We start from the raw sequence: 26,585 nt of genomic DNA on the forward strand, positions 1-26,585 counted from the left end.
CGGCGTAGGGTGAGGCCGTGAAGCTGACGAAGAAGTCCCACGCCTGCGTCCGGCTGGAGAAGGACGGGCGGACGCTCGTCCTCGACCCCGGCATGTTCACGGAAGAGGACGCCGCGCTCGGCGCCGACGCCCTCCTCGTCACCCACGAGCACCCCGACCACTTCGACGAGGGCCGGCTCCGGGCCGCCCTCGACGCCCATCCGGCCACCGAGATCTGGACCCTGCGTAGCGTCGCCGAGCAGCTGGCGCCGGCCTTCCCCGGGCGGGTGCACACCGTCGGGCACGGCGACGCGTTCAGCGCGGCCGGTTTCGACATCGAGGTCCACGGCGAGCTGCACGCCGTGATCCACCCGGACATCCCGCGCGTCACCAACGTCGGCTTCCTCGTGGACGGCGCCGTCTTCCACCCCGGCGACGCCCTCACCGTCCCCGGCCGCCCGGTGGACACCCTGCTGCTGCCGGTGATGGCGCCGTGGAACAAGATCTCCGAGGTGATCGACTACGTCCGCGAGGTGAAGCCGCGCCGGGCGTACGACATCCACGACGCGCTCCTGACCGACCTGGCCCGGCCGATCTACGACCGGCAGATCGGCGGGCTCGGCGGCACCGACCACCAGCGGCTCGCGTCCGGCGCCTCCGCCGAGCTGTGAGCGGGCTCCGGGCCGCTGTCGGTGCCCGCCAGTAGGCTGGGCGTCATGCGCATCGCCACCTGGAACGTCAATTCGATCACCGCCCGGCTGCCCCGGCTGCTGGCCTGGCTGGAGAGCAGCGGCACCGACGTGCTCTGCATCCAGGAGACCAAGTGCACCGCCGCGCAGTTCCCCGTCGAGGAGCTGCGCGCGCTGGGGTACGAGTCGGTGGTCAACGCCACCGGCAGGTGGAACGGCGTCGCCCTGCTCTCCCGGGTCGGCTTCGAGGACGTGGTCCTGGGCCTGCCCGGCGGTCCGGAGTACGAGGCGGTGCAGGAGCCCCGGGCGATCTCCGCCACCTGCGGCCCGGTCCGCGTCTGGTCGGTCTACGTGCCGAACGGCCGGGAGATCGCCCACGAGCACTACGCGTACAAGCTGCGCTGGCTGGAGGCGCTGAAGGCGGCCGTCGCGGAGGACGCGGCCGGCGACCGCCCGTTCGCCGTCCTCGGCGACTACAACATCGCCCCGACCGACGACGACGTCTGGGACGTCTCCCTCTTCGAGGGCGCCACCCACGTCACCGGGCCCGAGCGCGCCGCCCTCGCCGGCCTGCGCGAGGCGGGCCTCGCCGACGTCGTCCCGCGCCCCCTCAAGTACGACCACCCGTACACCTACTGGGACTACCGCCAGCTCGCCTTCCCCAAGAACAAGGGCATGCGCATCGACCTGGTGTACGGCAACAAGCCCTTCGCCGAGGCCGTGAAGGACAGTTACGTGGACCGCGAGGAGCGCAAGGGCAAGGGTGCCTCCGACCACGCCCCGGTCGTCGTCGACCTCGACCTCTGAGCGCGGTGACCTGCGCGGGCGCTCCATAACGATCTCAGCGTGCCGGGTGGTGGACCGGCGGGTGACGATGCGACGCTGTTCCGATGAACATCCCGTTTCTCGACCACTGGCGCAAGCGGCACGAGCCCGACCCGTCCCCGCTGGCCGCGGCCTTCGACCGTGACCCCGAGGGCGTGGGAGAACTGCTGGCCGAGTGCGAGCTGCTCCGCGCCCGGGTCGAGCGGGCGGGCGTGACGCTCGACGACTCCCCGCGCTCCCTGGAGGAGCTGGACCAGCTCCCGCCGCGCTGGCGCGACGACGCCGAGGAGCTGCCCTGGTTCGGCAACGACGCGGGGCTCTACCTCGGCACCGTCATCGTGCGGAACGTGCCGGGCGCCCGCTGGCAGGTGTGGCCGAACGGCGGTCCGGTCGTCGTCCTGGAGTCCGGCCGCGAGGTCCCGGTGGTCGAGTACGGCGTCGAGTGGGCGATGAGCGGGGCGCCCGAACTCTCCCAGGTGTACGCCGAGGCCGCCGAGGAGTGACCTTTCGGCAGGCCCCGTCCGACACCACCCGGTTGCCGTAAATACGGCTAATCCCGACTTGCCTCCTTTCGGGCGTGTCGGGTGTGAAGTCCCTTTTCCCGGCGGATAGTTTGCGCTGTCTCGACACCTTGCCTCGGCAGCGTCGACACACCGAAACGGCACACCGCCGGGAAATGGGGCAGGGCAGCGCATGACCGTCGATCCGCTGATCGAACTGCGTGGCGTGAACAAGCACTACGGCGCACTGCACGTCCTCCAGGGCATCGACCTCACCGTCGGCCGCGGCGAGGTCGTCGTCGTCATCGGCCCGTCGGGCTCCGGCAAGTCCACCCTCTGCCGGGCGATGAACCGGCTGGAGACCATCGAGTCCGGCGAGATCCGCATCGACGGCCGGCCCCTCCCCGACGAGGGCAAGGACCTCGCCCGGCTCCGCGCCGACGTCGGCATGGTCTTCCAGTCCTTCAACCTCTTCGCCCACAAGACCGTCCTCGCCAACGTCTCCCTCGCCCAGATCAAGGTCCGCGGACGCAAGCGCGAGGAGGCCGACCGGCGGTCCCGCGACCTCCTCGACCGGGTCGGCCTCGCCGCCCACGCCGAGAAGTACCCGGCGCAGCTCTCCGGCGGCCAGCAGCAGCGCGTCGCCATCGCCCGCGCCCTCGCCATGGACCCCAAGGCGCTCCTCTTCGACGAGCCCACCTCCGCCCTCGACCCCGAGATGATCAACGAGGTCCTGGAGGTCATGCGGCAACTGGCCCGCGAGGGCATGACCATGGTCGTCGTCACCCACGAGATGGGTTTCGCCCGCTCCGCCGCCCACCGGGTCGTCTTCATGGCCGACGGCCGGATCCTGGAGGACCGCGCCCCCGAGGAGTTCTTCACCGCCCCGCGCAGCGAGCGCGCCAAGGACTTCCTCTCCAAGATCCTCTCGCACTGACCGGGTGGGAACCATGCAGCGCACGCACCGACGCCTGGGCGCCCTCGCCCTGCTGCTCGCCGCCGCCGGCACCCTGCTCGCCGGCTGCGGCCGGCCCGGCAGCCCGCCCATCAGGGGCCCGCAGCCCGACCGACTCCCCACCTACCGCGTCGAGTCCGGCTTCCGGCTGCCGGACTCGCCCACCTGGAACCGGGCGAAGAAGCGCGGCCGGCTGATCGTCGGCGCCAAGGAGGACCAGCCCTACCTCGGCGAGAAGGACCCCGCCACCGGCGAATACTCCGGCTACGACATCGAGATCGCCAGGATGATGGCCGCCTCCCTCGGCTTCGACCCGGCGACCGGCGTCGAGTTCCGCACCATCGCCTCCGCCAACCGCGAGACCGCCCTGCAGAACGGGCAGATCGACTACTACGTCGGTACCTACACCATCAACGACAAGCGCAAGCAGCTCGTCGGCTTCGCCGGGCCCTACTACCAGGCCGGCCAGTCCCTCCTCGTCCGCACCGACGAGGACGACATCCACGGGCCGCGCGACCTCGACGGCAAGCGCGTCTGCTCCGCCGCCGGCTCCACCCCCTACCAGCGGATCCAGCAGGAGTACCCGAAGGCCGAACTCGTCGCCTACGACACGTACTCCATCTGCGTCGACAACCTCCTCACCTACCAGGTCGACGCCGTCACCACCGACGACACCATCCTCATGGGCTACGCCGCCAAGGTCCCCGACGAACTCAGACTCGCCGGAAAGCCGTTCTCGAAGGAGCCGTACGGGATCGGCGTGCCGCGCGGCGACACCGCGCTCCGCCTCGCCCTCGACGACGCCATCGCCGCGCACGAGAAGAACGGCGACTGGAAGAAGGCGTACGACGCGACCCTCGGCCTCTCCGGGGTCCCCGCCCCGACGCCGCCGCCCATCGACCGCTACCCGGCCAACTGAGGACCCCCACCGCTGACATGGACGTACTGACAGAGAACTTCTCGCTCTACGGCGAGGGTTTCCTCGGCACCCTCGAACTCACCGTCTACGCCTCGGCGCTCGCCCTCGCCCTGGGCTTCGTCATGGCCGCCTTCCGGGTCGCGCCCGTCGGCTCCTTCCGGGTCTTCGGCACGGTCTGGGTCACCGTCCTCCGCAACACCCCGCTCACCCTGCTCTTCTTCGCGGTCATGCTGGGCCTGCCCCGCTTCGGCATCGTGCTGCCCTTCGAGCTGTTCGCGGTCCTCGCGCTCGGCTGCTACACCTCGGCCTTCATCTGCGAGGCGCTGCGCTCCGGCATCAACACCGTCCCCGTCGGGCAGGGCGAGGCCGCCCGCAGCCTCGGCATGAGCTTCACCCAGACCCTCGGCGCGGTCGTCCTGCCGCAGGCCTTCCGCTCGGTGATCCCGCCGATCGGCTCCACCCTGATCGCCCTCGCCAAGAACTCCGCCATCGCCGGCGCCTTCAGCGTCACCGAACTCCTGGGCACCTACAAGACCTTGAGCGAACTCGGCTACAACATCATCTGGACCTTCGTCTGGATCGCCGTCGGCTACCTGATCATCACCCTCTCCATCAGCGCGGTCTTCAACGTGATGGAGAAGCGCTGGGGGGTGGCCCGATGAGCCGCGCGCCGCAGGCCAGCGCCCTCTACGACATCCCCGGACCGCACGCCCGCCGCCGGCACCTGCTCTACGGCGTGCTCTCCACCGTCGTGATCCTCGGCATCGCCGCCTGGATCCTCTATCTGCTCCTCGACACCGACCAGTTCACCGCCGTGAAGTGGCGGCCCTTCCTCTACGAGGGCATCCAGGAGCTGCTGCTCGAAGGGCTCGGCAACACCCTCAAGGCGTTCGCGCTGGCCGCCGTGTTCTCCCTGGCGCTCGGCGCGGTCCTCGCCACCGGGCGGCTCTCCGACCACCGGCCGGTGCGCTGGGTCGCCACCCTGCTCGTCGAGTTCTTCCGCGCCATGCCCGTGCTGGTGATGATCTTCTTCATCTTCGTGGCGCTCAAGGTGCAGCCGCTGCCCGCGCTGGTCGCCGGACTCACCCTCTACAACGGCTCGGTGCTCGCCGAGGTCTTCCGCACCGGCGTGCACGCCGTGCCGCGCGGGCAGGGAGAGGCCGCGTACGCCCTGGGCATGCGGAAGACCCAGGTGATGACCTGGGTCCTGGTCCCGCAGGCGGTCCGCGCGATGCTGCCGGCCATCATCAGCCAGCTGGTGGTGGCGCTGAAGGACACCTCGCTCGGCTACCTCATCACCTACGAGGAGTTCCTCCACGCGGGCAAGCTGATCGCCTCCGACCTCGACTACGACCTGCCGTTCATCCCGGTCGTCCTGGTGATCTCGCCGATCTACATCGGCATGTGCATGCTGCTCTCCTGGTTCGCGACCTGGGTCGCGCGCCGGGAGCGCCGCGACCCCCGTACGAAGGGGGTGGACGTCGCTCCCGCCGCACCGGTGATCACGCTGCCGGGCCGCGAGTGACCCCTCTACGGGCCCCCGCACGGGCCTGAAACCGGCCCGGCAGCAGCCGTGATCACTCCTCCCGCATCGGCACCGACAGGTACGAGGGATCGGACGCGGGGGAGGAGAAGGTCAGCTGCGCGCCGGCCGGGTTGTGCTCGATGTACAGCGGGTCGGCGGCGTCGACGACCAGCGCGAGCCGGTGGCCGGCCGGGACGTCGTACGCGGTGGAGAACAGCTCCAGGTCCGCGGTGAACGGCCGGCCCGGCGTGCGGTCGTGGAAGGTGTACGGGGCGTGGGAGACCAGCTTCCCGACGCCGAGCGGGCCCACGTCGTAGAGGTAGGCGACGAAGGTGCCGCTCGACGCGGTCGGCGTGACCGTGGTGTGCAGCACGGGCGTGCCGCGCACCGCCGCCCCGGAGTCGTACCGCCCCGACTGCCAGACGGCGGCGAAGGCGCGGGGGAGGAGCGGCACGGAGACGGTCGGCGGGGTCCGCGTCAGCTGGTCCAGGAGGTTGCTGAGCAGGACGACGCCGCCGTTGGCGCCGGAGTCCGCGCCGGTCCACAGGTGCTCGGGGTCGTTCAGCGCGAGCCGGTCGCGGTGCGCCTGGACGGACGCCCAGTCGGCGTACCCCTCGTAGCCGCCGTCGGAGCGCGGCTTGATCCGCACCGGCCGCTCGCGGTCGACGCCGTTGTCGGTGCCCTTCAGATACCGGTCGAACCAGCGGTGGGCGCTGGTCCAGGTGTCGTTGGGCAGACCGAGGAGGCCGGTGACCTCGGCGGTGGCGTGGTCGCCGGGGCGGAACTCCAGCCGCTTGGGGCCCTTCAGCTTCTCGTAGAAGCTCGCGTACTGGTTGGGCGGGAAGATGGTGTCGCCCCAGGCGTTGCCGAGCATGATCGCGGTGCCGTGGGCGTTGATCCGGTCGACCTGGGTGACGGGGGACCGCTGCCGGCCCCAGGCGATCATCTCGTCCTCCTGGTCGAGGTCGGACGAGAGGAAGTCCTTCAGGACCTTCTCCAGTTCGGGCCCGGGGCGGCCGGTGAGGTATCCCGCTCCGCCGAGCAGCGCGGCGGCCTGGAGGTGCTGGGTGCGGCCGCTGTAGATGGAGTCGATGAGGTCGGCCCAGCCGCTCAGTGCGGCGACGGCCTTGATCCGGGAGTCCTGCGCGGCGGCGAGCAGGCTGATCCCGGCGCCGTAACTGACGCCCGCCATACCGATCCTGGCCGGATCCGCCGGGGTGTGCGCGAGCGCCCAGTCGATCACCCTGGTCGCGTCGGCCACGTCCCGGGGTCCGGCGGTCTCGATCTCCCCGCCCGACTCCCAGAACCCGCGCGCGTTGTAGCTCACCACGACGTACCCGGAGTCGGCGAGCCGCCGCGCCTGCGCCAGGTACTCGATCTGCGGCAGGCCCCAGCTGGTCGGCAGCACGACCACGGGGTACCGGCCGGAGCCGTCGGCCCCGGCGGGCGTGACGACGTTGGCCTTGAGGACGGTGCCGCCGTCGCCGGCGATGTCGACGAACCGGACCGACGTGCCGGACTCGGCGGCGTGGGCGGCGGGGGACAGGACCAGGGCCGTCCCGGCCACCAGCGCGGCCGAGACGGCGAGGGCCAGGGATGTACGCACGGGCCACTCCTCGATGGGGGGTCGCTGATGGGGGCAGCGAGGTGGCCCGACGGTAACGGCGGCGTGCTACCCGTGGTAACCGGTCGGTAAGTTACGTGCGGGTAACGATTGTGGGGCACGGCTCCCTGCTCCAGGCTGGACCCGTGCAGCCGACGAGCCTTCCCGATGTCTTCGATCCCCGGATCCACGCCGCCGGGCCGCCGCACGCCGCCTTCCGGGAGCTGCGCGACCGGGCGCCCGTCGCCTGGCAGGAGGAGCGGGAGGTGCTCGGCTGGCCGGCCGGGCGGGGGTTCTGGGCGGTGACCCGGCACCGTGACGTGGTGCGGGTGCTCAAGGACGCGGCGACGTACTCCTCGCGGCTCGGGGCCACGCAGATCCGGGACCCCGATCCGGCCGACCTGCCCTTCATCCGGCGCATGATGCTCAATCAGGACCCGCCGGAGCACGGACGGCTGCGGCGGCTGGCCGGGCGCGCCTTCACGCCGCGGCGGATCGAGCGGTTCGAGGCCACCGCGCGGGCGCGGGCCCGGCGGCTGCTCGGGGCGGCCCGGGAGGCGGGCGGCGAGGTCGATCTCGTCCGGGGCGTCACCGACGACTACGCGCTGCTCAACCTCACCGACCTGCTCGGCGTGCCGGCGGAGGACCGGGGGCTGCTGCACGCCTGGACCGAGCGGGTCATCGCCTACCAGGACCCGGACGAGCCGCCCGTGCTCGACGCCGACGGGCGCCCCGTCAACCCCCGGTCACCGGCCATGCTCGCCGAGATGTTCGCCTACGCCCAGGAGCTGGCCGCGTACAAGCGCAAGCACCCCGCCGACGACCTCATGACCGCCCTCGCCACCACCGAACTCGCCGACGCCGAACTGGAGATGTTCTTCTTCCTGCTCACCGTCGCCGGCAACGACACCGTGCGGTCGGCGGCGCCCGGCGGCGTGCTCGCCCTCTGCGGGCACCCCGACGAGCAGGGCAGGCTCTGGCGGCGCGAGGTCGGCGTGGACACCGCCGTGGACGAGCTGCTGCGGGCCCACCCGCCGGTGCTGTCCTTCCGCCGAACCGCCGCCCGGGACACCGAACTGGCCGGGACGCGGATCGCCGCGGGCGACAAGGTCGTCGTCTTCCACGTCTCCGCCAACCACGACGAACGCGTCTTCCCCCACCCGCACCGCCTCGACCTCGGCCGCCGCCCGAACCCGCACGTCTCCTTCGGCGACGGGCCGCACGTGTGCCTCGGCGCCCACTTCGCGCGACTGCAACTCCGCGTCTTCTACGAGGAGTTGCGTGAAGCCTGCGCGGGCGTCGAGTCCGCCGGGACGCCCCGGCGGCTCGTCTCCAACTTCATCAACGGGATCAAGTCGCTGCCGGTGCGACTGCGGGAGCCCTGAGCGCCGCCCGCGTCACGTCGGCCACCAGCTCGACCACGTCGGGGCCGTACGCCTGGGAGTTGACCACCCGCAGCAGCAGGACGAACGAGCCGCCCTTGTGCGTGCGGGCGAGGCGCTCGTGGTGCCGGGCCAGATAGCGGGTCGCCGCCTGGTTGGTGATCGCCCGCTGCCCGCAGAAGAGGAAGACCGGCCGCCCGCCCTCGCCCGCCGTGATCCGCGCCAGCACCACGTACTCGACGGCGCCCGGATCCATCCGGTACCGCTCGCCGCCGACCTCGATCGCGCCCCGCTCCTCCACCGGCTCCGGCTCCGTGTTCATGGAGAGGCCCGGCAGCAGCGACCCGAGATGCGCCTGCATGCGCCTGTTCGAGCCCGGCCCGCCGACGCAGAACTCCGTGCGGTCGCCGAAGCCCAGATGGGTCCGGTCGTGCTGGACGATCTGCGCCTGCGCCCCGCAGTCCTTCACCAGCGCGGCCAGTTCGAGCAGCGCGAAGACGTCGAAGCGGTGCACCGCCCCGTCCCCGCCCGCCTCCCGGTTGACCACCAGCAGACACTCCGCGTGGCCGGGCAGGCCGAAGAACGCCTGCTTGCGGCGGAGCCGGCGACGCCACACGTACGTCCGGGTGAGCCAGCCCAGCGACGCGCTGAGGCCGGTCGCCAGCACGCCGAGCACGATGTTCCGCAGGTCCTCGTCCATAGGGGCGCATGCTAGCGGCGGTCGGGTGACCGTTCGAGAGGGGAGGGAGGCGCTCTCCTCGCCGGGCCCGTGCGGAAGTTACGGTGGGTGCCGGAGCGTTGACGGGAGGTCAGGGATGCGTCGGTCCGCCTGGCGGTACGGGATGATCGCGGCGGCCGCCGCGACGGTGCTCTCCGTGGGAGCCGCGGCCCCACCCGCCCCCACGGGCCCGCCCCCGGCGGCCCCGCCGGCGAAGGTGCCCGTCGCCGTCGGGCACGGCGGAGCCGTCGCCAGCGTCGACGCCGACGCGAGCGCCGCCGGCATCGAGGTCCTGCGTCGGGGCGGCAACGCCGTCGACGCGGCCGTCGCCGTGGCCGCCGCCCTCGGCGTCACCGAGCCCTACTCGGCCGGCCTCGGCGGAGGCGGCTACCTCGTCCACTACGACGCCAGGACCCGTACGGTCTCCACCCTCGACGGCCGCGAGACCGCCCCCGCCTCCGCCGGCGCCGACCTCCTCACCGAGCACGGCGCGCCGCTCCCCTTCGAGGAGGCGATGACCAGCGGGCGCGCCGTCGGCACCCCCGGCACCCCCGCCACCTGGGCGGCCGCCCTCGACGCCTGGGGCACCCGGCCGCTCCGCGAACTCCTCGCCCCCGCCGAGCGCCTGGCCCGCGACGGCTTCACCGTCGACGCGACCTACCGCGCCCAGACCGCCGCGAACGAGGCCCGCTTCCGCGACTTCCCGGCGTCCGCCGCGCTCTTCCTGCCCGGCGGCCGGCTCCCCGAGGTCGGCACGGTCGTGAGGAACCCCGACCTGGCACGCACCTACGCGCTCCTCGCCGAGCAGGGCGCGGGCGCCCTCTACCGCGGCCCGCTCGCCCGCGACATCGTCCGCACCGTCCGCACCCCGCCGGTGCGCGCGGGCGCGGCCCGCGTCGTCCGCCCCGGCGACCTGACGGAGCGGGACCTCGCCGCGTACCGCACGGTCCGGCGCGCGCCCACCGAGACCGCCTACCGGGGCCTCCGGGTCCTCGGCATGCCCCCGTCGTCGTCCGGCGGCACGACCGTCGGGGAGGCCCTCAACATCCTGGAGACCACGGACCTCTCCGCCGCCACGGAGCGGCAGTACCTCCACCGCTTCATCGAGGCGAGCCGGATCGCCTTCGCGGACCGGGGGCGCTGGGTCGGCGACCCCGCCTTCGCGCCGGTGCCCGTCCGGGGCCTGCTCTCCCAGCGGTACGCCGACTCCCGCGCCTGTCTGATCCGGGACGACGCCGTCCTCCGCAGCCCGCTCGCCGCCGGCGACCCCCGGAACCCGGTGCCGTGCGCCACCGGCGGGGCCGTGGTGCCACCGACGTACGAGGGCGACAGCACCACCCATCTGACCGTCGCGGACCGGTGGGGGAACGTCGTCGCCTACACGCTCACCATCGAGTCCACCGGCGGCAGCGGCATCACCGTCCCCGGCCGCGGCTTCCTGCTCAACAACGAACTGACCGACTTCTCCTTCGTCCCCGCGAACCCCGCCGTGCCCGACCCCAACCTGCCCGGCCCCGGCAAGCGCCCCCGCTCCTCGATCTCGCCGACGATCGTGCTCGACCGGCAGGGCCGCCCGGTGGTCGCCCTCGGTTCCCCGGGCGGCGCCACCATCGTCACCACCGTCCTCCAGACCCTCACCGGTTTCCTCGACCGGGGCCTGCCGCTGGTCGACGCCATCGCCGCGCCGCGCGCCAGCCAGCGCGACCGGACCGCGACCGAGCTCGAACCGGCCCTCTGGGACGGCCCCTCGCGGCCCGCGCTCGAAGCCCTCGGGCACACCTTCCGGCGGAACCCGGAGATCGGCGCCGCCACCGGCGTCCAGCTCCTTCCCGACGGGCGCTGGCTCGCCGCCGCGGAGACCGTCCGCCGGGGCGGTGGCTCCGCGATGGTCGTCCGGCCGGACCGCTGAGGGACCGGAGTCGGTCCGCTGTCAGGCGCCGTCCGCGTCGTCCAGCCCCATCCGCCGCGCCAGCGCGGCGGTCCCCCGGACCATCAGGCCGTCGCAGATCTGCTCCGGGGTGACGTGGTTGCTGCGGTGGTCGTCGTGGACCTCGTACAGCAGCGCCTGGACGAGCGTCTCCTCGCGCGCGGTGGGCGGCGCGGGCAGCGGGGTGTCCCGCCACAGCTCGGCGACCGTCGCCGGGCACACCGGCGCGGGCAGCCCGCAGCCGAGCGAGCCGATCGCCCGCGCCAGCCGGATCGCCCCGAGCGCGACCGACCGCTCCGACAGCTCCCGCCGGAACGCGAGCCGCCCGGCGGCCCCGGGGTCGCACGCGCGGGCCGCCTCGGTGACCTGTCCGACCGTGGGCCCGTCCGTCCAGACCAGCGCCGGCCCGTCCCCCGCGTCCAGGCGTATCCCGGCCCCCAGCCGGTCGCCCACGGCGGCGGCCAGCGCGTCGAGCGGTCCCGTCCCCGGGCTGCGATCCTCCGTCATGCCGCGAGTCTAGGAGCGGCCACCGACACCGCCCCCGAGACGGCCCCCGACGCCGACGCCGCCCCCGGCCCGCTCTACGGGGCCGTCAGGATGCGGGGGCCCGCGTCGGTGACGGCGACCGTGTGCTCGGCGTGGGCGGCGCGGGAGCCGTCGAGGGTACGGATCGTCCAGCCGTCCCGTGCCGTGTAGTGGCCGTCGCCGCCGCCCCCGACGAGCATCGGCTCGATCGCGAGGACCATGCCGTGCCGCAGCCGCATCCCGCGCCCCGGCCGCCCCTCGTTGGGCACCCCGGGGTCCTCGTGCATGGTGCGGCCGACGCCGTGCCCGCCGAAGCCGTCCGGGATGCCGTACCCGGCCTTCCGGCACACCGTGCCGACGGCGTGCGCGATGTCCCCGATCCTGTTGCCGACGACGGCCGCCTCGATGCCCGCCGCCAGGGCCTCCTCGGCGGCCGCGATCAGCCGGGTGTCCTCGGGCCGGGCGCGGCCGACGGTGAAGCTGATCGCCGCGTCCCCGACCCAGCCGCGCAGTTCGGCCCCGCAGTCCACGGAGACCAGGTCGCCGTCCCGGAGGACGGTCCCGTCCGGGATGCCGTGCACGATCGCGTCGTTGACGGACACACAGGTGACGCCCGGGAAGGGCACCGGCGCCCAGCCCGGGTGGTAGTCCAGGAAGGGCGAGCCGGCGCCCGCCTCGGCCAGCACCTCCCGCGCCGCCCGGTCCAGGGCGACGGCCGGTACGCCGGGCGCCGCCACCTCCCGCGCCGCCGCCAGGGCGCGGGCCACGATCCGGCCCGCCTCACGCATGGCCGCCAGGTTCTCTTCGGTCTTGATCTCCACCATTCCCATTACTATACCGGTATAAGAATCGGGTCGGGCCGGTAGAGTGGTCCGCATGGTGCGCACCCCTCTCACCCCGGAAGAGCGCGAGCGCGGCGAGCGGCTCGGGCGGCTGCTGCGCGACGCCCGCGGCGGCCGGTCGATGGTCGAGGTCGCCGCGGCGGCCGGCCTCTCGGCCGAGACCCTCCGCAAGATCGAGACCGGCCGTGCCCCCACCCCGGCCTTCTTCACCGTCGCGGCGCTCGCCGGCGTCCTCGACCTGTCGCTGGACGAGCTGCTCGTCCGCTGCGCGCTGCTGCCCGCCTGAGCCGGGCGGCGACCGGCCCCCGCCGCCGAGTGGCCCCCGCCGGGCCGGGGGAGGAGGCTGGAGGTGAGTACGTCCGGGTGGACCGGGGGCGTACCGCCACGGGGCCTCCGCCCGGCCGGGAAAGGGGCCTTGCCATGCGCATGCTGCTGAAGGTCGAGATGGACACCGAGACCTCGAACGAGCTGATCCGGCAGGGCGCCGCCGACCAGGTCATCAAGGAGGCGCTCGGGCGGATCCGCCCCGAGGCCGCCTACTTCACCGTCGAGAACGGCTGCCGCACCGGCTACTTCTTCTTCGACCTGACCGACACCACCGACCTGCCGTCGATCTCGGAGCCGTTCTTCATGCGGCTCGGCGCCAAGGTCCACTACTCGCCGGTCATGAACCAGCAGGAACTGGCCGAGGGCCTGGGCCGCATCTCGGGCCGAGGCTGAACCGGCGCCTCTGCCCCACCGGGTCGGCCCCCTGCCCCATCGTTCGGCCCCTCCTGCCCCATCGGGGCGGCTCCCCCTGCCCCTGCGGGCCGGGCCCCCGGCCCTCCGGGTCGGGCTCTCCCCGGCCCGTCCGCCTCAGGCCGAGACCGCCAGCTGCACCCGGCTGTGCCGGGGCGCCTCGATCTCGTCCAGCAACGCGAGCGCCAGATCGGCGTGCGCGATCCGGCCGGGGCCGTCCACGACCGTGCCGACCGCGGTCCGGTAGCCGCCGGTGGGCTCCGCCTCGGCGTCCAGGTCCAGCGGCGGCACCACCATCAGCCAGTCCAGCTCCGGCCCGGCCGTCGCGGCCAGCAGCTCGAACTCCACCACGTGGCCCTGCGCGAAGGTTCGCCACTCCGCGGGGAAGCCGGGCGCGTCCATCAGCCGCACGCCGTTCGCGTCCTCCAGGGTGGTGGCGATCCCGAGGGTCAGCAGTCGGCCCACCCCGGCCTCCGTGAGCCCCGTGACCAGCGCCTTCGCCGTCGCCTCGAAGTACTCCTCCGACGGTACGTCGAGGCGGACGGAGGCGTGCACCACCGCGTCGTGTCCGGCGGCGAGCGCCGCCACCGCCCCCGGGTCCGTCGCGTCGCCCCGCACCACCGTCACGCCCGCCCGCGCCAGGTCCGGGTGGCGCGCCGGATCCCGTACCACCGCCGTCACCCGGTGGTCCCGGGCCACCGCCTCCGCCACGGCCGCGCGGCCGACCCGCCCGCCGGCGCCGAGGACCACGATCCGCCGGCCGTCGCTGTTCCCGTTCTCGTTCTCGTTCTCGTTCATGACCGGGACCGTAGGACGGGGGGACCCGGTTACTTCAACGGTACCGGCGCGGCTACCGTCGGACCCATGAGCGAACTGCCCCCGATCGCCGTCCGGTTCGACGACCCGGCCTGCGCCGACGGCGCCGCCCAGCCCTTCCGCGTCGGCGACAAGTGGACCGGGGTGGTGCTGCGCTGCCTGGAGGACGGCGCCGCCCGCCGGTTCGGCGAACTCCGCGCCGCCCTTCCCTGGATCACCGCCAAGGTCCTCACCGAGACCCTGCGCTCCATGGAGCGCAGCGGCTTCCTTGCCCGGAGCGCGTACGACGAGAACCCGCCCCGCGTCGAGTACGCGCTCACCCCGCTCGGCCGCTCGCTCCTCGGCCCGCTCGACACCGCCTGCGCCTGGGCCCGCGCCCACGGCACCGAGATCGGCGACGCCCGGGCGGCGTACACGGGGGACCGCCCGGTCGCGTGAGGCCCGCCGTCCGGGCTAACCGCGGATGCGGCGCCCCGCCCGCGGCCCCACCGTGGTGCCGTGCATCCTCAGTCGCGTACCCGCGCGCGCCGACTCCGGGCGCTCGCCGCCACCCTCGCCCCGCTGCTGCTGCTCGCCACGGCGGCGTGCGGCGGAGCGGACACCGGCGACCGGGCGCAGGCGCCGCCGGCCGGCACCGCGCCGGAGCGCTTCCGTCATCCCGGCGTCCTCGTCGGCGGCGCCCAGCTGGACGCCGTCCGGCGCCACGTGGCGGCCGGCGAGGAGCCCTGGGCCTCCGCCTACCGGGCGATGGCCGCCTCCGCGTACGCCGACCTCGGCTACGTGCCGCACCCGGCCGCGACCGTCGCCTGCGCCTCCCACGCCGGCACCGACGCCTGCGTCGCCGAACGCGAGGACGCCCTCGCCGCGTACACCCACGCGCTCATGTGGTCCGTCTCCGGGAAACGGGCGCACGCCGCGAAGGCCGTCGAGATCATGGACGCCTGGGCACGGACCGTCAAGGAGCACACCCGCGACGACGCCGACCTCCAGACCGCCTGGTCCGGCTCGTCCTGGGCGCGCGCCGCCGACATCGTGCACGCCGGCTACCCCGCCTGGGACGGCGCCGCCGTCCAGCGCTTCAAGTGGATGCTGCGCAAGGCGTATCTGCCCGCCGTCACCTCCGACGTCCCGGACTACAACGGGAACTGGGAGCTGGCGATGACCGACGCGGCGATCGGCATGGCCGTCTTCCTGGAGGACCGCCGCCTCTTCGAGCAGTCCGTACGGCGCTACCGCGCCCGCGTGCCCGCCTACTTCTACCTCGCCTCCGACGGCGCCCTGCCCAAGCCGCCGCCCGGCGGCACCATCGACACGCCCGACGAGCTCGCCACGTACTGGTTCGGCCAGCGCACCTACCGCGACGGCCTCGGCCAGGAGACCTGCCGCAACTTCATGCACATCGGCTACTCCCTCGCCGCCACCGCCCACATCGCCGAGACCGCCTGGCACCAGGGCGTCGACCTCTACCGCGACCAGGCCGAACGGATCGCCGCCGCCCTGGAGTTCCACGCCCGCTACCAGCTCGGCGCGACCGCCCCGCGCTGGCTGTGCGGCGGCAAGGTCGAGCGCACCATGGGCCCCGACGTCGAGGTCGCCCTCAACCACCTCGAAGGCCGCATGGGCATGCGGCTGCCGCAGACCGCGAAGCTCGCCGCGCGCCAGCGCCCCGGCGGCACCGACGACCTCTTCGTCGCCTGGGAGACCCTGACCCACGCCCGCAACCCCACCCCGGCATAGGGTCGGCGGTCATGACGACCGACGGACGAATCCCCGAAGAGCTGCGGCGCGCCCGCTACCTCAGCCTCACCACCTTCCGGAAGAACGGCACCGGGGTCGCCACCCCCGTCTGGTACGCCGTCGACGGCGAGCGGCTGTACGTGTGGACCCGCACCGACTCCTGGAAGGTGAAGCGGCTCCGCAACGACCCCCGGGTCGAACTGGCCGTCTGCGACGTGCGCGGCAACGTCCCCGACGGCGCCGTCCGCACCCCCGGCACCGCCCGGCTCGTCACCGGCGACGAGCTGCGGCACATCCGCCGGCTGCTCTCCCGCAAGTACACCTACCAGTTCTGGCTCGTGGACTGGCCGGCCATGATCGCCCGCCTCGGCAAGCGCCCCCACACCGGCATCGTCGTCACCCTGTGACCGGCCGGTACGCCACCGATGTGGTCTCCGGGGCACGGAAAGGAAAACGGTCCGTAGCCGTCCGGTAACACGACTGCGGTGCAATGCCCTGCGGCGGACCGGAAGGTCCCCCTCTACCGCAGGGCAGGTGCACGCATGACGGTCACTCACATCCCGTCGGAGATGGCGGAGTTCACCCACTGGCTGGGCGGGCTCGCGGCCCGCGCCGAGCGGACCGGCGGCTGGTGGGCCGTCTTCGCCGAACGGGACCCGGACGGACTGCGCGCCTGCCTCGACGGCGCCGAACTGCTGCCCTGGGACGTCGTCGAGTCCCTCCTCCACGACGTCGGCGAGGCGCCGGGGCGCGGGCGGGAACTGTACGCGGCGGCCGCCGCCGCCCACGACCGCAGACCCGGCGGCGCCGAGGCGCTGACCGCCCGCCGCGAGCTGATGGAACGTGAACGGCGGCACGCCGAGACCCGCGTCCGGGAGCTGGGCGAGGGGATCCGCGCCGCGGGCCCCGAGGAGGCCGCCCGGCTCGCCCACGACCTCGCCTGGACCCGCGACGACCACGCCCGCGCCACTGCCCGGATCGCCGACCTCACCGACCGCCTCGACCGGCTCCACGCGGCCCCGGCGCCGCCCGCGCCGGCCGTGCCGCCGGAGCGGGCGCGGCCCCGCGGCGCCCGGTACGCCTGGACGGAGGGCGACGCCGCCGAAGGGCCCGCGCCCGCCGTCGTACCCCACCTGCCCACGGGCGGGGCGGAGCCGCGCGGTGCCCGGTTCAGGATCCGGGGCACCTCGCGTCACGCCGGCGGGCCCCGCGACGCCGAGGCGTCCCGTACCGGCGCCGCGCCCGGGGCCGCAGGACCGGCGGCCGCCCCGGACGAGGCCGCGGAGGCCGCCCGCGCCGCCGCCAACGCCGTCTACGCCCTCCAGCGGCTGCGCGCCCAGGGCCGTACCGGCGAGGCGCACGAGCTGCTCTGCGAGGCGCTCGGCGGGCCGCCCGCCCGGCTGCCCGCGCTCGCCGGGGAGCTCCACCGCGCCGGATTCGGCGCCGACTGGGACACCCTGCTCTGGGAGGCCGCCTCGCTGCCGCCCGCCCGGCTGGCCGCCGTGGCCGGGGCGCTCGCCGACGCCGGCCGCGCCGACGACTGCGAACAACTGCTCCGCCAGGGGATCGCCCGGCCCGTCGAGGAGCTGGCCGGAGCCGTGGCCGCCCTGATCGGCGAGGGCCACGACCGCGAGGCGGGGGCGCTGCTCACCGCCTTCGTCCGGGTCCGCGCCCCCGAGGAGGCGGCCCGGCTCGCGGCCGTGGACCCGGCGCTGCTGCTGCCCCGGCTCGGCGCGGCCGCCCGGGGCCTGTCGCCCGCCGTCGACCGCGCCCTGCGGCACGCGCTGCGGGTCGCCGGGGTCCTCGGGCCCTGATCGCGCCCGCACCCCCGAGGTCTCGGCCCGGAAACGGAACCGTACGGGCGGGGAGCAGTCGGGACGTGTCGGTACGTGCCCGGTGTGGACCACTCCGGTATGAAACATGATCGACCGTGCTGCTTCCGGGCGGCAGTCTTGCTCCGAGGTGTGACGGGGCTTACGTTCTCCTCCTACGCATCGTGTCTACGGGCGTAGAGGCTCTCTGACGCCGTGCCGAAGGAGCAGCTCATGACCGTCGTACGCGCCGCCCTCGTCCAGGCGACCTGGACCGGCGACACCGAATCCATGATCGCCAAGCATGAGGAGCACGCCCGCGAGGCGGCCCGCCAGGGCGCCCAGGTGATCGGGTTCCAGGAGGTGTTCAACGCCCCCTACTTCTGCCAGGTCCAAGAGCCCGAGCACTACCGCTGGGCCGAGCCCGTACCGGACGGCCCCACCGTCACGCGGATGCGGGAGCTCGCCCGCGAGACCCGCATGGTGATCGTCGTCCCGGTCTTCGAGGTCGAGTCCGAGGGCTTCTACTACAACACCGCGGCCGTCATCGACGCCGACGGCAGCTACCTCGGCAAGTACCGCAAGCACCACATCCCGCAGGTCAAGGGGTTCTGGGAGAAGTACTACTTCCGCCCGGGGAACGCCGGCTGGCCGGTCTTCGACACCGCCGTCGGCAAGGTCGGCGTCTACATCTGCTACGACCGCCACTTCCCCGAGGGCTGGCGCCAACTCGGCCTCAACGGCGCGCAGTTGGTCTACAACCCGTCGGCCACCCACCGCGGCCTCTCGTCCTACCTGTGGCAGCTGGAGCAGCCCGCCGCCGCCGTCGCCAACGAGTACTTCGTCGCCGCCATCAACCGCGTCGGCGTCGAGGAGTACGGCGACAACGACTTCTACGGCACCAGCTACTTCGTCGACCCGCGCGGCCGGTTCGTCGGCGACGTCGCCTCCGACAAGGAGGAGGAACTCGTCGTCCGCGACCTGGACTTCGGGCTCATCGAGGAGGTCCGGCAGCAGTGGGCCTTCTACCGGGACCGCCGCCCCGACGCGTACGACGGGCTGGTCCAGCCGTGAACAGCCTGCACGCCCGCCACCGTTCCGTCCTCCCCGACTGGCTGGCGCTCTACTACGACGACCCGATCGAGATCACCCACGGCGAGGGCCGGTACGTCTGGGACGCCGACGGTCGCCGTTACCTGGACTTCTTCGGCGGCATCCTCACCACCATGACCGCCCACGCCCTCCCCGAGGTCACCAAGGCGGTCGCCGAACAGGCCGGCCGGATCGTCCACTCCTCCACGCTCTACCTCAACCGGCCGATGGTGGAGCTCGCCGAACGGATCGCCACCCTCTCCGGCATCCCCGACGCCCGCGTCTTCTTCACCACCTCCGGCACCGAGGCCAACGACGCGGCCCTGCTCCTCGCCACCACGTACCGCCGCTCGAACCAGATCCTGGCGATGCGCAACAGCTACCACGGCCGCTCCTTCTCCACCGTCGGCGTCACCGGCAACCGCACCTGGTCGCCCACCGGCCTGTCCCCGCTCCAGACCTTGTACGTGCACGGCGCGGTCCGCAGCCGGGGCCCCTTCGCCGGGCTCACCGACGAGCGGTTCACCGAGGCCGCCGTCGCCGACCTGGAGGACCTGCTCGGCCAGACCCGTTCGGGCGTGGCCGCCCTGATCGCCGAGCCCGTCCAGGGCGTCGGCGGCTTCACCTCCCCGCCCGACGGGCTGTACGCCGCCTTCCGCCGCGTCCTCGACCGGCACGGCATCCTCTGGATCTCCGACGAGGTGCAGACCGGCTGGGGCCGCACCGGCGACCACTTCTGGGGCTGGCAGGCGCACGCCCAGGCCGGACCGCCCGACCTGCTCACCTTCGCCAAGGGCATCGGCAACGGCATGGCGATCGGCGGGGTGGTCGCCCGTGCCGAGATCATGAACTGCCTTGACGCCAACTCCATCTCCACCTTCGGCGGTTCACCCGTCACCATCGCCGCCGGCCTCGCCAACCTCGGCTACCTCCTCGACCACGACCTCCAGGGCAACGCCCGCCGGGTCGGCGGCCTGCTCATCGAACGGCTCCGGGCCGCCGCCGCGGGCGTCGACACCGTCCGCGAGGTCCGCGGGCGCGGCCTGATGATCGGCATCGAGCTCGCCGACCCCGTCACCGGACGCGCCGCCCCCGAGGCCGCCTCCGCCGTCCTGGAGGCGGCCCGCGAGGGCGGTCTCCTCATCGGCAAGGGCGGCGGCCACGACACCAGCGCCCTGCGTGTCGCGCCCCCGCTCTCCCTCACCGTCGCCGAGGCCGAGGAGGGCGCGGCGATCCTCGAACAGGCCCTCCGATCCCTCTAGTTCGCAGGGGAGAAGTCCCGTGAGCACCCGAACCCTCATCCGGGGCGGCCTGGTCGTCACCGCCTCCGACGAGCTCCACGCCGACGTCCTCGTCGAGGACGGCCGCATCGCCGCGCTCGCCGCCCACGGCTCGGACGCGGCGGCCGGATGGACCGCCGACCGCGTCCTCGACGCCACCGACCGGTACGTCATCCCGGGCGGCGTCGACGCCCACACCCACATGGAACTGCCCTTCGGCGGCACCTTCGCCTCCGACACCTTCGAGACCGGCACCCGCGCCGCCGCCTGGGGCGGCACCACCACCCTCGTCGACTTCGCCGTCCAGACCGTCGGCCGCCCCCTCCGCGAGGGCCTGGACACTTGGTACGCCAAGGCCGACGGCAACTGCGCGATCGACTACGCCTTCCACATGATCATGTCGGACGTCACGCCGGCCACCCTCCGCGAGATGCCCCTCCTCATCGAGGAGGGCATCACCTCCTTCAAGGGTTTCGTTCGGTCGCGTGACCAGGGGTTTTCTGGCGGAGTAGGCCGTGTGCCGTACGGGGTGGCGGCGTGAGGGGGCCGGCGGGCGTGGGCGTGGCCTCGGCCCGTGCCGGTGGTGGTCTGTTCGGCGGTGGGTGTGAAGGGATGGCTGGGGAATGACTCGGACTCTGATTACCGGTGGTCTTGTGATCACGGCCGCGGACGAGGTGCACGCGGATGTGCTGATCGAGCACGGCCGGGTGGTGGCGCTGGCGGCGCCGGGGACGCAGGAGTGGACGGCGGACCGGGTGATCGACGCGTCGCAGAAGTACGTGATCCCGGGCGGGGTGGACGCGCACACGCATATGGAGCTGCCTTTCGGTGGCACGTTCGCGTCGGACACGTTCGAGACGGGGACGCGCGCGGCGGCGTGGGGCGGCACGACGACGATCGTCGACTTCGCGGTGCAGGCGAAAGGCGAGCCGCTTCGGGCCGGCCTGGACGCCTGGATGGAGAAGGCGGACGGGAACTGCGCGGTCGACTACGCGTTCCACATGATCATGTCGGACGTGAACGAGATGACCCTCAAGGAGATGCCGAAGCTGGTCGAGCTCGGGGTTTCCTCGTTCAAATTGTTTATGGCGTATCCCGGGGTCTTCTATTCGGACGACGGGCAGATTCTTCGGGCGATGCAGGTGGCCGCGGGGACCGGTGGTCTGATCATGATGCACGCGGAGAACGGCATCGCGATCGACGTCCTGGTGGAGCAGGCCCTGGCACGGGGCGAGACGGACCCCCGCTACCACGGGGAGGTCCGCAAGGCCCTGCTGGAGGCGGAGGCCACGCACCGGGCGATCCAGCTGGCCCGGGTGGCGGGCTCGCCGCTGTACGTCGTCCACGTGTCGGCGCAGGAGGCGGTGGCCGAGCTGGCGGCGGCCCGGGACCTGGGTCTGCCGGTCTTCGGGGAGACCTGTCCGCAGTACCTTTTCCTGTCGACGGACAACCTGGCGGAGCCGGACTTCGAGGGCGCGAAGTACGTGTGCTCGACGCCGCTGCGGCCGAAGGAGCACCAGGCGGCGCTGTGGCGGGGCCTGCGGACGAACGACCTCCAGGTGGTGTCCACGGACCACTGCCCGTTCTGCTTCGTGGGGCAGAAGGAGCTGGGCCGGGGCGATTTCTCGAAGATCCCCAACGGCCTGCCGGGCGTGGAGAACCGCATGGACCTCCTCCACCAGGCCGTCGTCGACGGGCACATCTCGCGCCGCCGCTGGATCGAGATCGCCTGCGCCACTCCGGCCCGGATGTTCGGCATCTATCCGCAGAAGGGCACGATCGCCCCCGGCGCCGACGCGGACGTCGTCATCTACGACCCGCACGCCACCCAGACGCTGTCGGCCGAGACCCACCACATGAACGTCGACTACTCGGCGTACGAGGGGAAGAGGGTCACCGGCCAGGTCGAGACGGTCCTCTCGCGCGGCGAGGTCGTCATCGACCAGCGCAAGTACGTGGGCCACGCCGGTCACGGCACGTTCGTGCCCCGCGGTCTTTGTCAGTACCTTGGCTGAACGGCCCATTGGTCCCATCGCACTGACTCGAACTGGGAGGCCCCCGAAGTGGACTTCGGACTCGTCCTGCAGACCGACCCGCCCGCGTCCCAGGTCGTCGGCCTGATGCGCCGGGCGGAACGCAGCGGCTTCCGCTACGGCTGGACCTTCGACTCCGCCGTGCTGTGGCAGGAGCCCTTCGTCATCTACAGCCAGATCCTCGAACACACCACCAAGCTCCACGTCGGCCCGATGGTGACGAACCCGGGCACCCGCACCTGGGAGGTGACCGCCTCCACCTTCGCCACCCTCAACGACATGTTCGGGAACCGGACCGTGTGCGGCATCGGCCGCGGCGACTCCGCCATGCGCGTCGCCGGCCGCAAGCCCAACACCCTCGCCCGCCTCGGCGAGGCCATCGAGGTCATCCGCGACCTCGCCGAGGGCCGCGAGGCCGAGGTCGACGGCAACCCGATCCGCATCCCCTGGATCAAGAACGGCAGACTGCCGGTCTGGATGGCGGCGTACGGGCCCAAGGCCCTCGCCCTGGCAGGGCAGAAGGCCGACGGCTTCATCCTCCAGCTCGCCGACCCCTTCCTCACCGAGTGGATGGTCAAGGCGGTCCGGCAGGCCGCCACCGACGCCGGCCGCGACCCCAACACCCTGACGATCTGCGTCGCCGCCCCCGCCTACGTCACCGCCGACGACTCCCCGGAGGCCCTGGCGCACGCCCGTGACCAGTGCCGCTGGTTCGGCGGCATGGTCGGCAACCACGTCGCCGACCTCGTCGCCAAGTACGGCGAGCACTCCTCCATGGTCCCCGAGGAGCTGACCGCGTACATCAAGGACCGGCAGGGCTACGACTACTCCCACCACGGCCGCGCCGACAACCCGGACACCGCCTTCGTCCCCGACGACATCGTCGACCGCTTCTGCCTCCTCGGCCCCGCCGAGGCCCACATCGACAAGCTCCGCCACCTCAAGGACTTGGGCGTCGACCAGTTCGCCGTCTACGCCATGCACGACCACCGCGAGAGCACCATCGACGCCTACGGCACCCACATCATCCCGTCGTTCCGCTGACGAAGCTGGTCAGTGGCTCAGTATCTACAGGCCGTCACGAAAGCCCATGCGTCACGTCGGGGCCGGTCCGGGGAGGAGCTTCCTGCGGTGGAGTAGTTCTCCTGAGTGCCCCAGCACCTGGTCGGCGGTGGTGCCGCAGGTCGCCCAACACGTGATGCCGGTCGCCTCCAGAGGGCCGGTACGGAGTTGACTCGCAGCAGCCGCCCGTGGCTGTCGCCTCCCAACTCCGCGATGGCGACTCCGTTCGGCGCGTACTCGAAGGTCTGGCGGAACGACTCCTCACTGGCGCGCAGGGCCGTCTGCTCGCGCTCCAGCCGCACCAGCGTCCGCTGCATGTTCGCTCGCCGACGCGCCATGCTTATGGATATGGCCGAGTGGAAGGCATACGTGCGCAGTGCCTCGCAGGCCTGGGCGCCTGGGCGGCGGCCGTCCTTCGGGCGGTCGACGGAGATCACGCCGATCAGCTCGCCGTGAGGCGAGCGCATCGGTGCGGAGAGCCGGTCGTCGGGGTACCACCCGTCGTCGTGTTCGGGCGGGGGCCTTCGGCGTGCCACTGCGGTACGTCGTCGCCGTTGAGCACCCAGCCTTCCGTGTGCGGGATGAAGCGCAGCCCCGACCAGTCCTCGCCCATGTGTAGCCGGCGGTCCCAGGAGGCGCGGGAGCCGACCTGGCCGGGGATCAGCGCCTCAGCGGCAGGGCTGCCGCCAGTGCGGCGACGACGAGGTCTCCGTCGGAGCGGACGAGGTTGACGCAGGCCAGCCCGTAACCGAATCCGGAGACGGCCACATCGGCGATGGCCTGGAGTGGGTCAGGCAGGCTGTGGGCCATGTAGATATCGGCGATGGCCTGTCGGTCCGCATGGGATCCGGAGCGTGGGGCGGGGCGGCGGGGTGTAGGCGGCGTTGCGGATGAAGGGCGCTTGACCGAGCTGGTTACGGCACAGCCGCTGCGGCTCCGCGCGGTCGCGGGTGACCAGCCGCGTACGCAGCCGGGTGAAGAGCGTGTCGAGACTCAGATACTCGGGCCCACCCGGCACACCCTCCTTCATCAGCGTGACCAGCTCACCGGTCAAGGCGGTGAGTGGCTCGCCCGGCGGCGAGAGCGCCACGGCCGTCTCTGCTGAGGCCGCGAGTAGATACGTGCCGTCTACCTCTAGTGCGGCGGCGGCCGACTGAACCCCGAAGGCCCGCGCGCTGTAGCAGCAGTCCAGGACGACGATCCGGCGCATAGTCAGGCTCTTCTCGACTGGCCAGCGGATCCACTCGTAGGGCGTGGCGGTGTCGTGTACCGACTTGGGATCGCTCATTTCGGTGGCCAGGTGGAGTTTGCCGGTACGGGGATCGAGCAGGCCGTGCCCCGCGTAGTAGACGAGCAGGGTGTCGGTGGCCGCGTCGACGGCCTCCTGGACCGCCCGCGACACGTCGCGGGGGATGGAGGGGTTCGCGACGACGGTGACATGGCCGGGCGGCAGTCTCCACAGGGACGTGAACAGGTCGCGGAACAGGGTCAGATTGCCCGCCACGGCAGGCAGGCCGTCCAGGGCGGTGAACTCGCTCGCCCCGATCAGCAGGACCCGGGTTCCGTCCGGGCCGGGCAACGCGGCCAAGCTGCCGAACCTCCCGTATCTTCGGCGTCATTCAGGAGTGAGCGCACCAGGTTCTCCGCCTCCTGCTGGCTGCGCCCGCTGATCTCGACACGGGTGCCGTCGCCTTGCTGCCCGGGCACGGGTGCAAGCGAGCTGCCCAACTCGCCGCGAACATGCCGCCGTACCGCCCGATTGTCTTCCAACCAGGCTGCAAGAGGGTCTGTCAGTCGAGCGGTGTAACGGTGGTGGTGGGGGTTACTGGCGGGCGGCGGAGAGCCGGCCGTCAAAGGTGATGTCGAAGGCGTTCAACGCGGTCTTCCAGCGCGGAGTCCAGCGGGTCTGCCCCCTGCCGGTCGGGTCGAGCGACATGATCGCCATGTAGACGCACTTCAACGCGGCCTGCTCGTTCGGGAAGTGTCCGCGGGCCTTGACCGTCCGCCGGATCCTGGCGTTCACCGACTCGATCGCGTTCGTGGTGCAGACGATGCGGCGGATCTCAGTGTCAAACCGCAGGAACGGCGTGAACTCCTGCCATGCGTTCTCCCAGAGCCTGACGATCGCCGGATACTTCCGGCCCGAAGCATCGGCGAACTCCGCGAACCGCTCCAGCGCGGCCTCCTCGGTCGCCGCCGTATAGACCGGCCTGAGAAGTTTGGCGATCTTGTCCCAGTCCTGGCGGGCGGCTTAACGGAAGGAGTTCCGCAGCAGGTGGACCACGCAGGTCTGCACGACCGTGCGGGGCCAGACGGCCTCGACCGCGTCGGGCAGGCCCTTCAGCCCGTCGCAGACCAGCATCAGGACATCGTTCACACCGCGGTTCTTGATCTCGGTCAGAACGTGCATCCAGTGCTTGGCGCCCTCGCCGCCGTCCCCGGCCCACAAGCCCAGGATCTCGCGCCGGCCCTCGACGGTGACGGCCAAAGCGACATAGATGGGCCGGTTGGCGACGGCGCCGTCGCGGATCTTCACGTGGATCGCGTCGATGAAGACGACCGGATAGACCGGGTCGAGGGGCCGGTTCTGCCACTCGGCCATGCCCTCGAGGACCTTGTCGGTGATCGTGGAGATCGTCTGACGCCAGACGTCGGCGCCATAAACCTCGGCAAGGTGGGCCTGGACCTCGCCCGTGGTCAGGCCCTTCGCCGACAGCGAGATGACCATCTCATCCACCCCGGTCAGACGCCTCTGCCGCTTCTTGACGATCTTCGGTTCGAACGAGCCGTCCCGGTCACGCGGCACGGATATCTCCACCGGGCCGACGTCGGTCAGCACGGTCTTGGCGCGGGTGCCGTTGCGTGAGTTGCCGCCGTTCTTCCCGGCCGGGTCGTGCTTGTCATAGCCGAGGTGGTCAGTGATCTCGCCCTCCAGGGCGGACTCTAGCAGCCGCTTCGTCAGCTGCTAGAGCAATCCGCCCTCGCCCGTCAGCTGCAGGCCCTCGGCCTGGGCCCGGGACACCAGCCCGTCGATCAGCCGGTCATCCACCACCCTCGCCGACTGAGGCTCTACCGCGTCGCTGATCTCGGCTTCGGCCTCGGTCACGTTCTCACTGGTCATCGGCGCATCCTCCATGATCGGGAGTTACACCGAACGATCTACAGTCCCCGCGCTGGGCCATCGAGGAGTGTTTCCAGGCTGCGAAGAACGAATGCGGCCTGGACCAGTACGAAGTCCGCCGCTACGTGGGCTGGTACCGGCACATCACCCTCGCCATGCTTGCGCATGCCTTCCTGGCTGTCACGGCACACCAGGCACGGGAAAAGGGGGCGTCACCGGTGAGGCAGCCGGGGCCATCGCTCTCACCGTGGCGGAGGTTCGGCGACTCCTGGCAGCTTGTAGTGCCCGGCTACCGCACCTGCGCGGACACCGAGGCCGACGCCACGCGCTGAGCTGGTCGAATTGGCGTCGACGGCGACAATCAGTCGCCCATCGCTGTCACTACCAGCGACGCTGTCGCACGATCGAGGGGCGGTCTCTTCGAGACCACCCCTGACCAACTCCCGTCCCGCTGCACTCCAGCCGCCCGGCATCGCCCCAGGTCAGACACCAAAGTCCTGCTGGAG

Annotated in this window: 25 protein-coding genes and 4 pseudogenes; 21 read left to right on the top strand and 8 right to left on the bottom strand. The window is 72.4% G+C overall.

Going from position 1 to position 26,585, the window contains the following annotated elements; genetic code table 11:
• Window positions 1–17 precede the first annotated feature (17 nt).
• The 7 genes from ABFY03_RS29370 (at window position 18) to ABFY03_RS29400 (ending at window position 5,392) form a co-directional block, all read left to right on the top strand.
• Entirely contained in the window at window positions 18–650 is a 633-nt protein-coding gene (locus ABFY03_RS29370; protein WP_319009238.1) for an MBL fold metallo-hydrolase, read from the top strand.
• Between the two features lie 45 nt (window positions 651–695).
• Window positions 696–1,475 carry an exodeoxyribonuclease III gene (locus tag ABFY03_RS29375; RefSeq protein ID WP_319009239.1) on the top strand — a complete coding sequence of 260 codons (780 nt, stop codon included), beginning with the start codon at window positions 696–698 and terminating at the stop codon, window positions 1,473–1,475.
• An 83-nt stretch (window positions 1,476–1,558) separates the two neighbouring features.
• Complete coding sequence (locus ABFY03_RS29380) at window positions 1,559–1,996, top strand: DUF6278 family protein (RefSeq protein WP_319009240.1); 438 nt, start codon at window positions 1,559–1,561, stop codon at window positions 1,994–1,996.
• Window positions 1,997–2,186: 190 nt separating this feature from the next.
• The gene (locus tag ABFY03_RS29385; protein WP_319009241.1) at window positions 2,187–2,930 is read left to right on the top strand and encodes an amino acid ABC transporter ATP-binding protein; all 744 of its coding nucleotides are present in this window, start codon (window positions 2,187–2,189) and stop codon (window positions 2,928–2,930) included.
• Window positions 2,931–2,943: 13 nt separating this feature from the next.
• Window positions 2,944–3,867 (top strand): glutamate ABC transporter substrate-binding protein, encoded by a 924-nt coding sequence (locus tag ABFY03_RS29390; RefSeq protein ID WP_346171213.1) that lies wholly within the window; start codon window positions 2,944–2,946, stop codon window positions 3,865–3,867.
• Window positions 3,868–3,884: 17 nt separating this feature from the next.
• The gene (locus tag ABFY03_RS29395; RefSeq protein WP_319009243.1) at window positions 3,885–4,529 is read left to right on the top strand and encodes an amino acid ABC transporter permease; all 645 of its coding nucleotides are present in this window, start codon (window positions 3,885–3,887) and stop codon (window positions 4,527–4,529) included.
• The gene (locus ABFY03_RS29400; RefSeq protein WP_319009244.1) at window positions 4,526–5,392 is read left to right on the top strand and encodes an amino acid ABC transporter permease; all 867 of its coding nucleotides are present in this window, start codon (window positions 4,526–4,528) and stop codon (window positions 5,390–5,392) included. The genes ABFY03_RS29395 and ABFY03_RS29400 overlap by 4 nt, the downstream gene beginning before the upstream one ends.
• A 52-nt stretch (window positions 5,393–5,444) precedes the next feature.
• On the opposite strand, the gene ABFY03_RS29405 is transcribed toward ABFY03_RS29400, so the two are convergent.
• Entirely contained in the window at window positions 5,445–6,998 is a 1,554-nt protein-coding gene (locus ABFY03_RS29405; RefSeq protein ID WP_319009245.1) for an alpha/beta fold hydrolase, read from the bottom strand.
• A 143-nt stretch (window positions 6,999–7,141) separates the two neighbouring features.
• Between ABFY03_RS29405 and ABFY03_RS29410 the strand changes: the two genes are divergently transcribed.
• A complete protein-coding gene (locus tag ABFY03_RS29410; protein ID WP_346171214.1) occupies window positions 7,142–8,380 on the top strand; it encodes a cytochrome P450 in 1,239 nt (412 codons plus the stop codon).
• Here ABFY03_RS29410 and ABFY03_RS29415 read toward each other — a convergent pair.
• Window positions 8,346–9,077, bottom strand: a complete 732-nt coding sequence (locus tag ABFY03_RS29415) for a hypothetical protein (protein WP_319009247.1) — start codon at window positions 9,075–9,077, stop codon at window positions 8,346–8,348. The two genes, ABFY03_RS29410 and ABFY03_RS29415, sit on opposite strands and share 35 nt — an antisense overlap.
• A 115-nt stretch (window positions 9,078–9,192) precedes the next feature.
• On the opposite strand from ABFY03_RS29415, the gene ggt reads away from it, so the two are divergent.
• Complete coding sequence (ggt, locus tag ABFY03_RS29420; RefSeq protein ID WP_346171215.1) at window positions 9,193–11,004, top strand: gamma-glutamyltransferase; 1,812 nt, start codon at window positions 9,193–9,195, stop codon at window positions 11,002–11,004.
• Window positions 11,005–11,025: 21 nt separating this feature from the next.
• Here the strand turns inward: ggt and ABFY03_RS29425 are convergent, their stop codons facing one another.
• Both ABFY03_RS29425 and map read right to left on the bottom strand, forming a co-directional pair.
• Entirely contained in the window at window positions 11,026–11,529 is a 504-nt protein-coding gene (locus ABFY03_RS29425) for a hypothetical protein (RefSeq protein WP_319009249.1), read from the bottom strand.
• A gap of 74 nt (window positions 11,530–11,603) precedes the next feature.
• Window positions 11,604–12,371 carry a type I methionyl aminopeptidase gene (gene map / locus ABFY03_RS29430; protein WP_319009250.1) on the bottom strand — a complete coding sequence of 256 codons (768 nt, stop codon included), beginning with the start codon at window positions 12,369–12,371 and terminating at the stop codon, window positions 11,604–11,606.
• 52 nt (window positions 12,372–12,423) lie between these two features.
• Between map and ABFY03_RS29435 the strand changes: the two genes are divergently transcribed.
• Both ABFY03_RS29435 and ABFY03_RS29440 read left to right on the top strand, forming a co-directional pair.
• Entirely contained in the window at window positions 12,424–12,675 is a 252-nt protein-coding gene (locus ABFY03_RS29435; protein ID WP_319009251.1) for a helix-turn-helix domain-containing protein, read from the top strand.
• A 134-nt stretch (window positions 12,676–12,809) separates the two neighbouring features.
• Window positions 12,810–13,109, top strand: coding sequence for a hypothetical protein (locus ABFY03_RS29440; protein WP_319009252.1), 300 nt, complete (start codon window positions 12,810–12,812; stop codon window positions 13,107–13,109).
• 135 nt (window positions 13,110–13,244) lie between these two features.
• Here ABFY03_RS29440 and ABFY03_RS29445 read toward each other — a convergent pair whose 3' ends face one another.
• The gene (locus ABFY03_RS29445) at window positions 13,245–13,925 is read right to left on the bottom strand and encodes an NAD(P)-dependent oxidoreductase (protein ID WP_346171216.1); all 681 of its coding nucleotides are present in this window, start codon (window positions 13,923–13,925) and stop codon (window positions 13,245–13,247) included.
• Window positions 13,926–13,991: 66 nt separating this feature from the next.
• Here ABFY03_RS29445 and ABFY03_RS29450 point away from each other — a divergent pair, with 66 nt between their 5' ends.
• The 9 genes and pseudogenes from ABFY03_RS29450 to ABFY03_RS29490 all read left to right on the top strand — a co-directional run bounded on the left by ABFY03_RS29450 (window position 13,992) and on the right by ABFY03_RS29490 (window position 22,940).
• Window positions 13,992–14,381: a winged helix-turn-helix transcriptional regulator gene (locus tag ABFY03_RS29450; RefSeq protein WP_346171217.1), complete on the top strand. Its 390-nt coding sequence runs from the start codon at window positions 13,992–13,994 to the stop codon at window positions 14,379–14,381.
• Window positions 14,382–14,441: 60 nt separating this feature from the next.
• On the top strand, window positions 14,442–15,680 hold the full coding sequence (locus ABFY03_RS29455) for an alginate lyase family protein (protein WP_319009255.1): 1,239 nt from the start codon (window positions 14,442–14,444) through the stop codon (window positions 15,678–15,680).
• A gap of 11 nt (window positions 15,681–15,691) precedes the next feature.
• Window positions 15,692–16,087, top strand: a complete 396-nt coding sequence (locus ABFY03_RS29460; protein WP_346171218.1) for a PPOX class F420-dependent oxidoreductase — start codon at window positions 15,692–15,694, stop codon at window positions 16,085–16,087.
• Window positions 16,088–16,222: 135 nt separating this feature from the next.
• Window positions 16,223–17,494, top strand: coding sequence for a UL36 very large tegument protein (locus tag ABFY03_RS29465; RefSeq protein WP_346171219.1), 1,272 nt, complete (start codon window positions 16,223–16,225; stop codon window positions 17,492–17,494).
• Between the two features lie 231 nt (window positions 17,495–17,725).
• Window positions 17,726–18,565 carry a nitrilase-related carbon-nitrogen hydrolase gene (locus ABFY03_RS29470; protein ID WP_319009258.1) on the top strand — a complete coding sequence of 280 codons (840 nt, stop codon included), beginning with the start codon at window positions 17,726–17,728 and terminating at the stop codon, window positions 18,563–18,565.
• The gene (locus ABFY03_RS29475; RefSeq protein ID WP_346171220.1) at window positions 18,562–19,845 is read left to right on the top strand and encodes an aspartate aminotransferase family protein; all 1,284 of its coding nucleotides are present in this window, start codon (window positions 18,562–18,564) and stop codon (window positions 19,843–19,845) included. Before ABFY03_RS29470 ends, ABFY03_RS29475 begins: the two co-directional genes overlap by 4 nt.
• Before the next feature lie 19 nt (window positions 19,846–19,864).
• Window positions 19,865–20,341, top strand: a pseudogene (locus tag ABFY03_RS29480) (amidohydrolase family protein); the annotation flags it as partial.
• 145 nt (window positions 20,342–20,486) lie between these two features.
• Window positions 20,487–21,878: a dihydropyrimidinase gene (hydA, locus tag ABFY03_RS29485; RefSeq protein ID WP_346171221.1), complete on the top strand. Its 1,392-nt coding sequence runs from the start codon at window positions 20,487–20,489 to the stop codon at window positions 21,876–21,878.
• A 48-nt stretch (window positions 21,879–21,926) separates the two neighbouring features.
• The gene (locus tag ABFY03_RS29490) at window positions 21,927–22,940 is read left to right on the top strand and encodes a TIGR03842 family LLM class F420-dependent oxidoreductase (RefSeq protein ID WP_346171222.1); all 1,014 of its coding nucleotides are present in this window, start codon (window positions 21,927–21,929) and stop codon (window positions 22,938–22,940) included.
• Between the two features lie 140 nt (window positions 22,941–23,080).
• On the opposite strand, the pseudogene ABFY03_RS29495 reads toward ABFY03_RS29490, so the two are convergent.
• The 3 genes and pseudogenes from ABFY03_RS29495 to ABFY03_RS29505 all read right to left on the bottom strand — a co-directional run.
• Window positions 23,081–23,783 (bottom strand): annotated as a pseudogene (locus ABFY03_RS29495) (diguanylate cyclase CdgB); the annotation flags it as partial.
• Window positions 23,749–24,546 carry a caspase family protein gene (locus ABFY03_RS29500; RefSeq protein ID WP_319013822.1) on the bottom strand — a complete coding sequence of 266 codons (798 nt, stop codon included), beginning with the start codon at window positions 24,544–24,546 and terminating at the stop codon, window positions 23,749–23,751. The pseudogene ABFY03_RS29495 and the gene ABFY03_RS29500, both read right to left, overlap by 35 nt.
• Window positions 24,547–24,780: 234 nt before the next feature.
• Window positions 24,781–26,079: pseudogene (locus ABFY03_RS29505) on the bottom strand (IS256 family transposase).
• Window positions 26,080–26,129: 50 nt separating this feature from the next.
• Here ABFY03_RS29505 and ABFY03_RS29510 point away from each other — a divergent pair.
• A pseudogene (locus tag ABFY03_RS29510) lies at window positions 26,130–26,411 on the top strand (IS701 family transposase); the annotation flags it as partial.
• Window positions 26,412–26,585 lie beyond the last annotated feature (174 nt).

The organism is Streptomyces roseofulvus (assembly GCF_039534915.1).
GTDB classification, from domain to species: domain Bacteria; phylum Actinomycetota; class Actinomycetes; order Streptomycetales; family Streptomycetaceae; genus Streptomyces; species Streptomyces roseofulvus.

Coding starts and splice junctions, on each gene's coding strand:
- ABFY03_RS29375 (WP_319009239.1), top strand. CDS start 696: ATGCGCATCGCCACCTGGAACGTCAATTCGATCACCGCCCGGCTGCCC.
- ABFY03_RS29380 (WP_319009240.1), top strand. CDS start 1,559: ATGAACATCCCGTTTCTCGACCACTGGCGCAAGCGGCACGAGCCCGAC.
- ABFY03_RS29385 (WP_319009241.1), top strand. CDS start 2,187: ATGACCGTCGATCCGCTGATCGAACTGCGTGGCGTGAACAAGCACTAC.
- ABFY03_RS29390 (WP_346171213.1), top strand. CDS start 2,944: ATGCAGCGCACGCACCGACGCCTGGGCGCCCTCGCCCTGCTGCTCGCC.
- ABFY03_RS29395 (WP_319009243.1), top strand. CDS start 3,885: ATGGACGTACTGACAGAGAACTTCTCGCTCTACGGCGAGGGTTTCCTC.
- ABFY03_RS29400 (WP_319009244.1), top strand. CDS start 4,526: ATGAGCCGCGCGCCGCAGGCCAGCGCCCTCTACGACATCCCCGGACCG.
- ABFY03_RS29415 (WP_319009247.1), bottom strand. CDS start 9,077: ATGGACGAGGACCTGCGGAACATCGTGCTCGGCGTGCTGGCGACCGGC.
- ggt (WP_346171215.1), top strand. CDS start 9,193: ATGCGTCGGTCCGCCTGGCGGTACGGGATGATCGCGGCGGCCGCCGCG.
- ABFY03_RS29425 (WP_319009249.1), bottom strand. CDS start 11,529: ATGACGGAGGATCGCAGCCCGGGGACGGGACCGCTCGACGCGCTGGCC.
- map (WP_319009250.1), bottom strand. CDS start 12,371: ATGGTGGAGATCAAGACCGAAGAGAACCTGGCGGCCATGCGTGAGGCG.
- ABFY03_RS29435 (WP_319009251.1), top strand. CDS start 12,424: ATGGTGCGCACCCCTCTCACCCCGGAAGAGCGCGAGCGCGGCGAGCGG.
- ABFY03_RS29440 (WP_319009252.1), top strand. CDS start 12,810: ATGCGCATGCTGCTGAAGGTCGAGATGGACACCGAGACCTCGAACGAG.
- ABFY03_RS29445 (WP_346171216.1), bottom strand. CDS start 13,925: ATGAACGAGAACGAGAACGAGAACGGGAACAGCGACGGCCGGCGGATC.
- ABFY03_RS29450 (WP_346171217.1), top strand. CDS start 13,992: ATGAGCGAACTGCCCCCGATCGCCGTCCGGTTCGACGACCCGGCCTGC.
- ABFY03_RS29460 (WP_346171218.1), top strand. CDS start 15,692: ATGACGACCGACGGACGAATCCCCGAAGAGCTGCGGCGCGCCCGCTAC.
- ABFY03_RS29465 (WP_346171219.1), top strand. CDS start 16,223: ATGACGGTCACTCACATCCCGTCGGAGATGGCGGAGTTCACCCACTGG.
- ABFY03_RS29470 (WP_319009258.1), top strand. CDS start 17,726: ATGACCGTCGTACGCGCCGCCCTCGTCCAGGCGACCTGGACCGGCGAC.
- hydA (WP_346171221.1), top strand. CDS start 20,487: ATGACTCGGACTCTGATTACCGGTGGTCTTGTGATCACGGCCGCGGAC.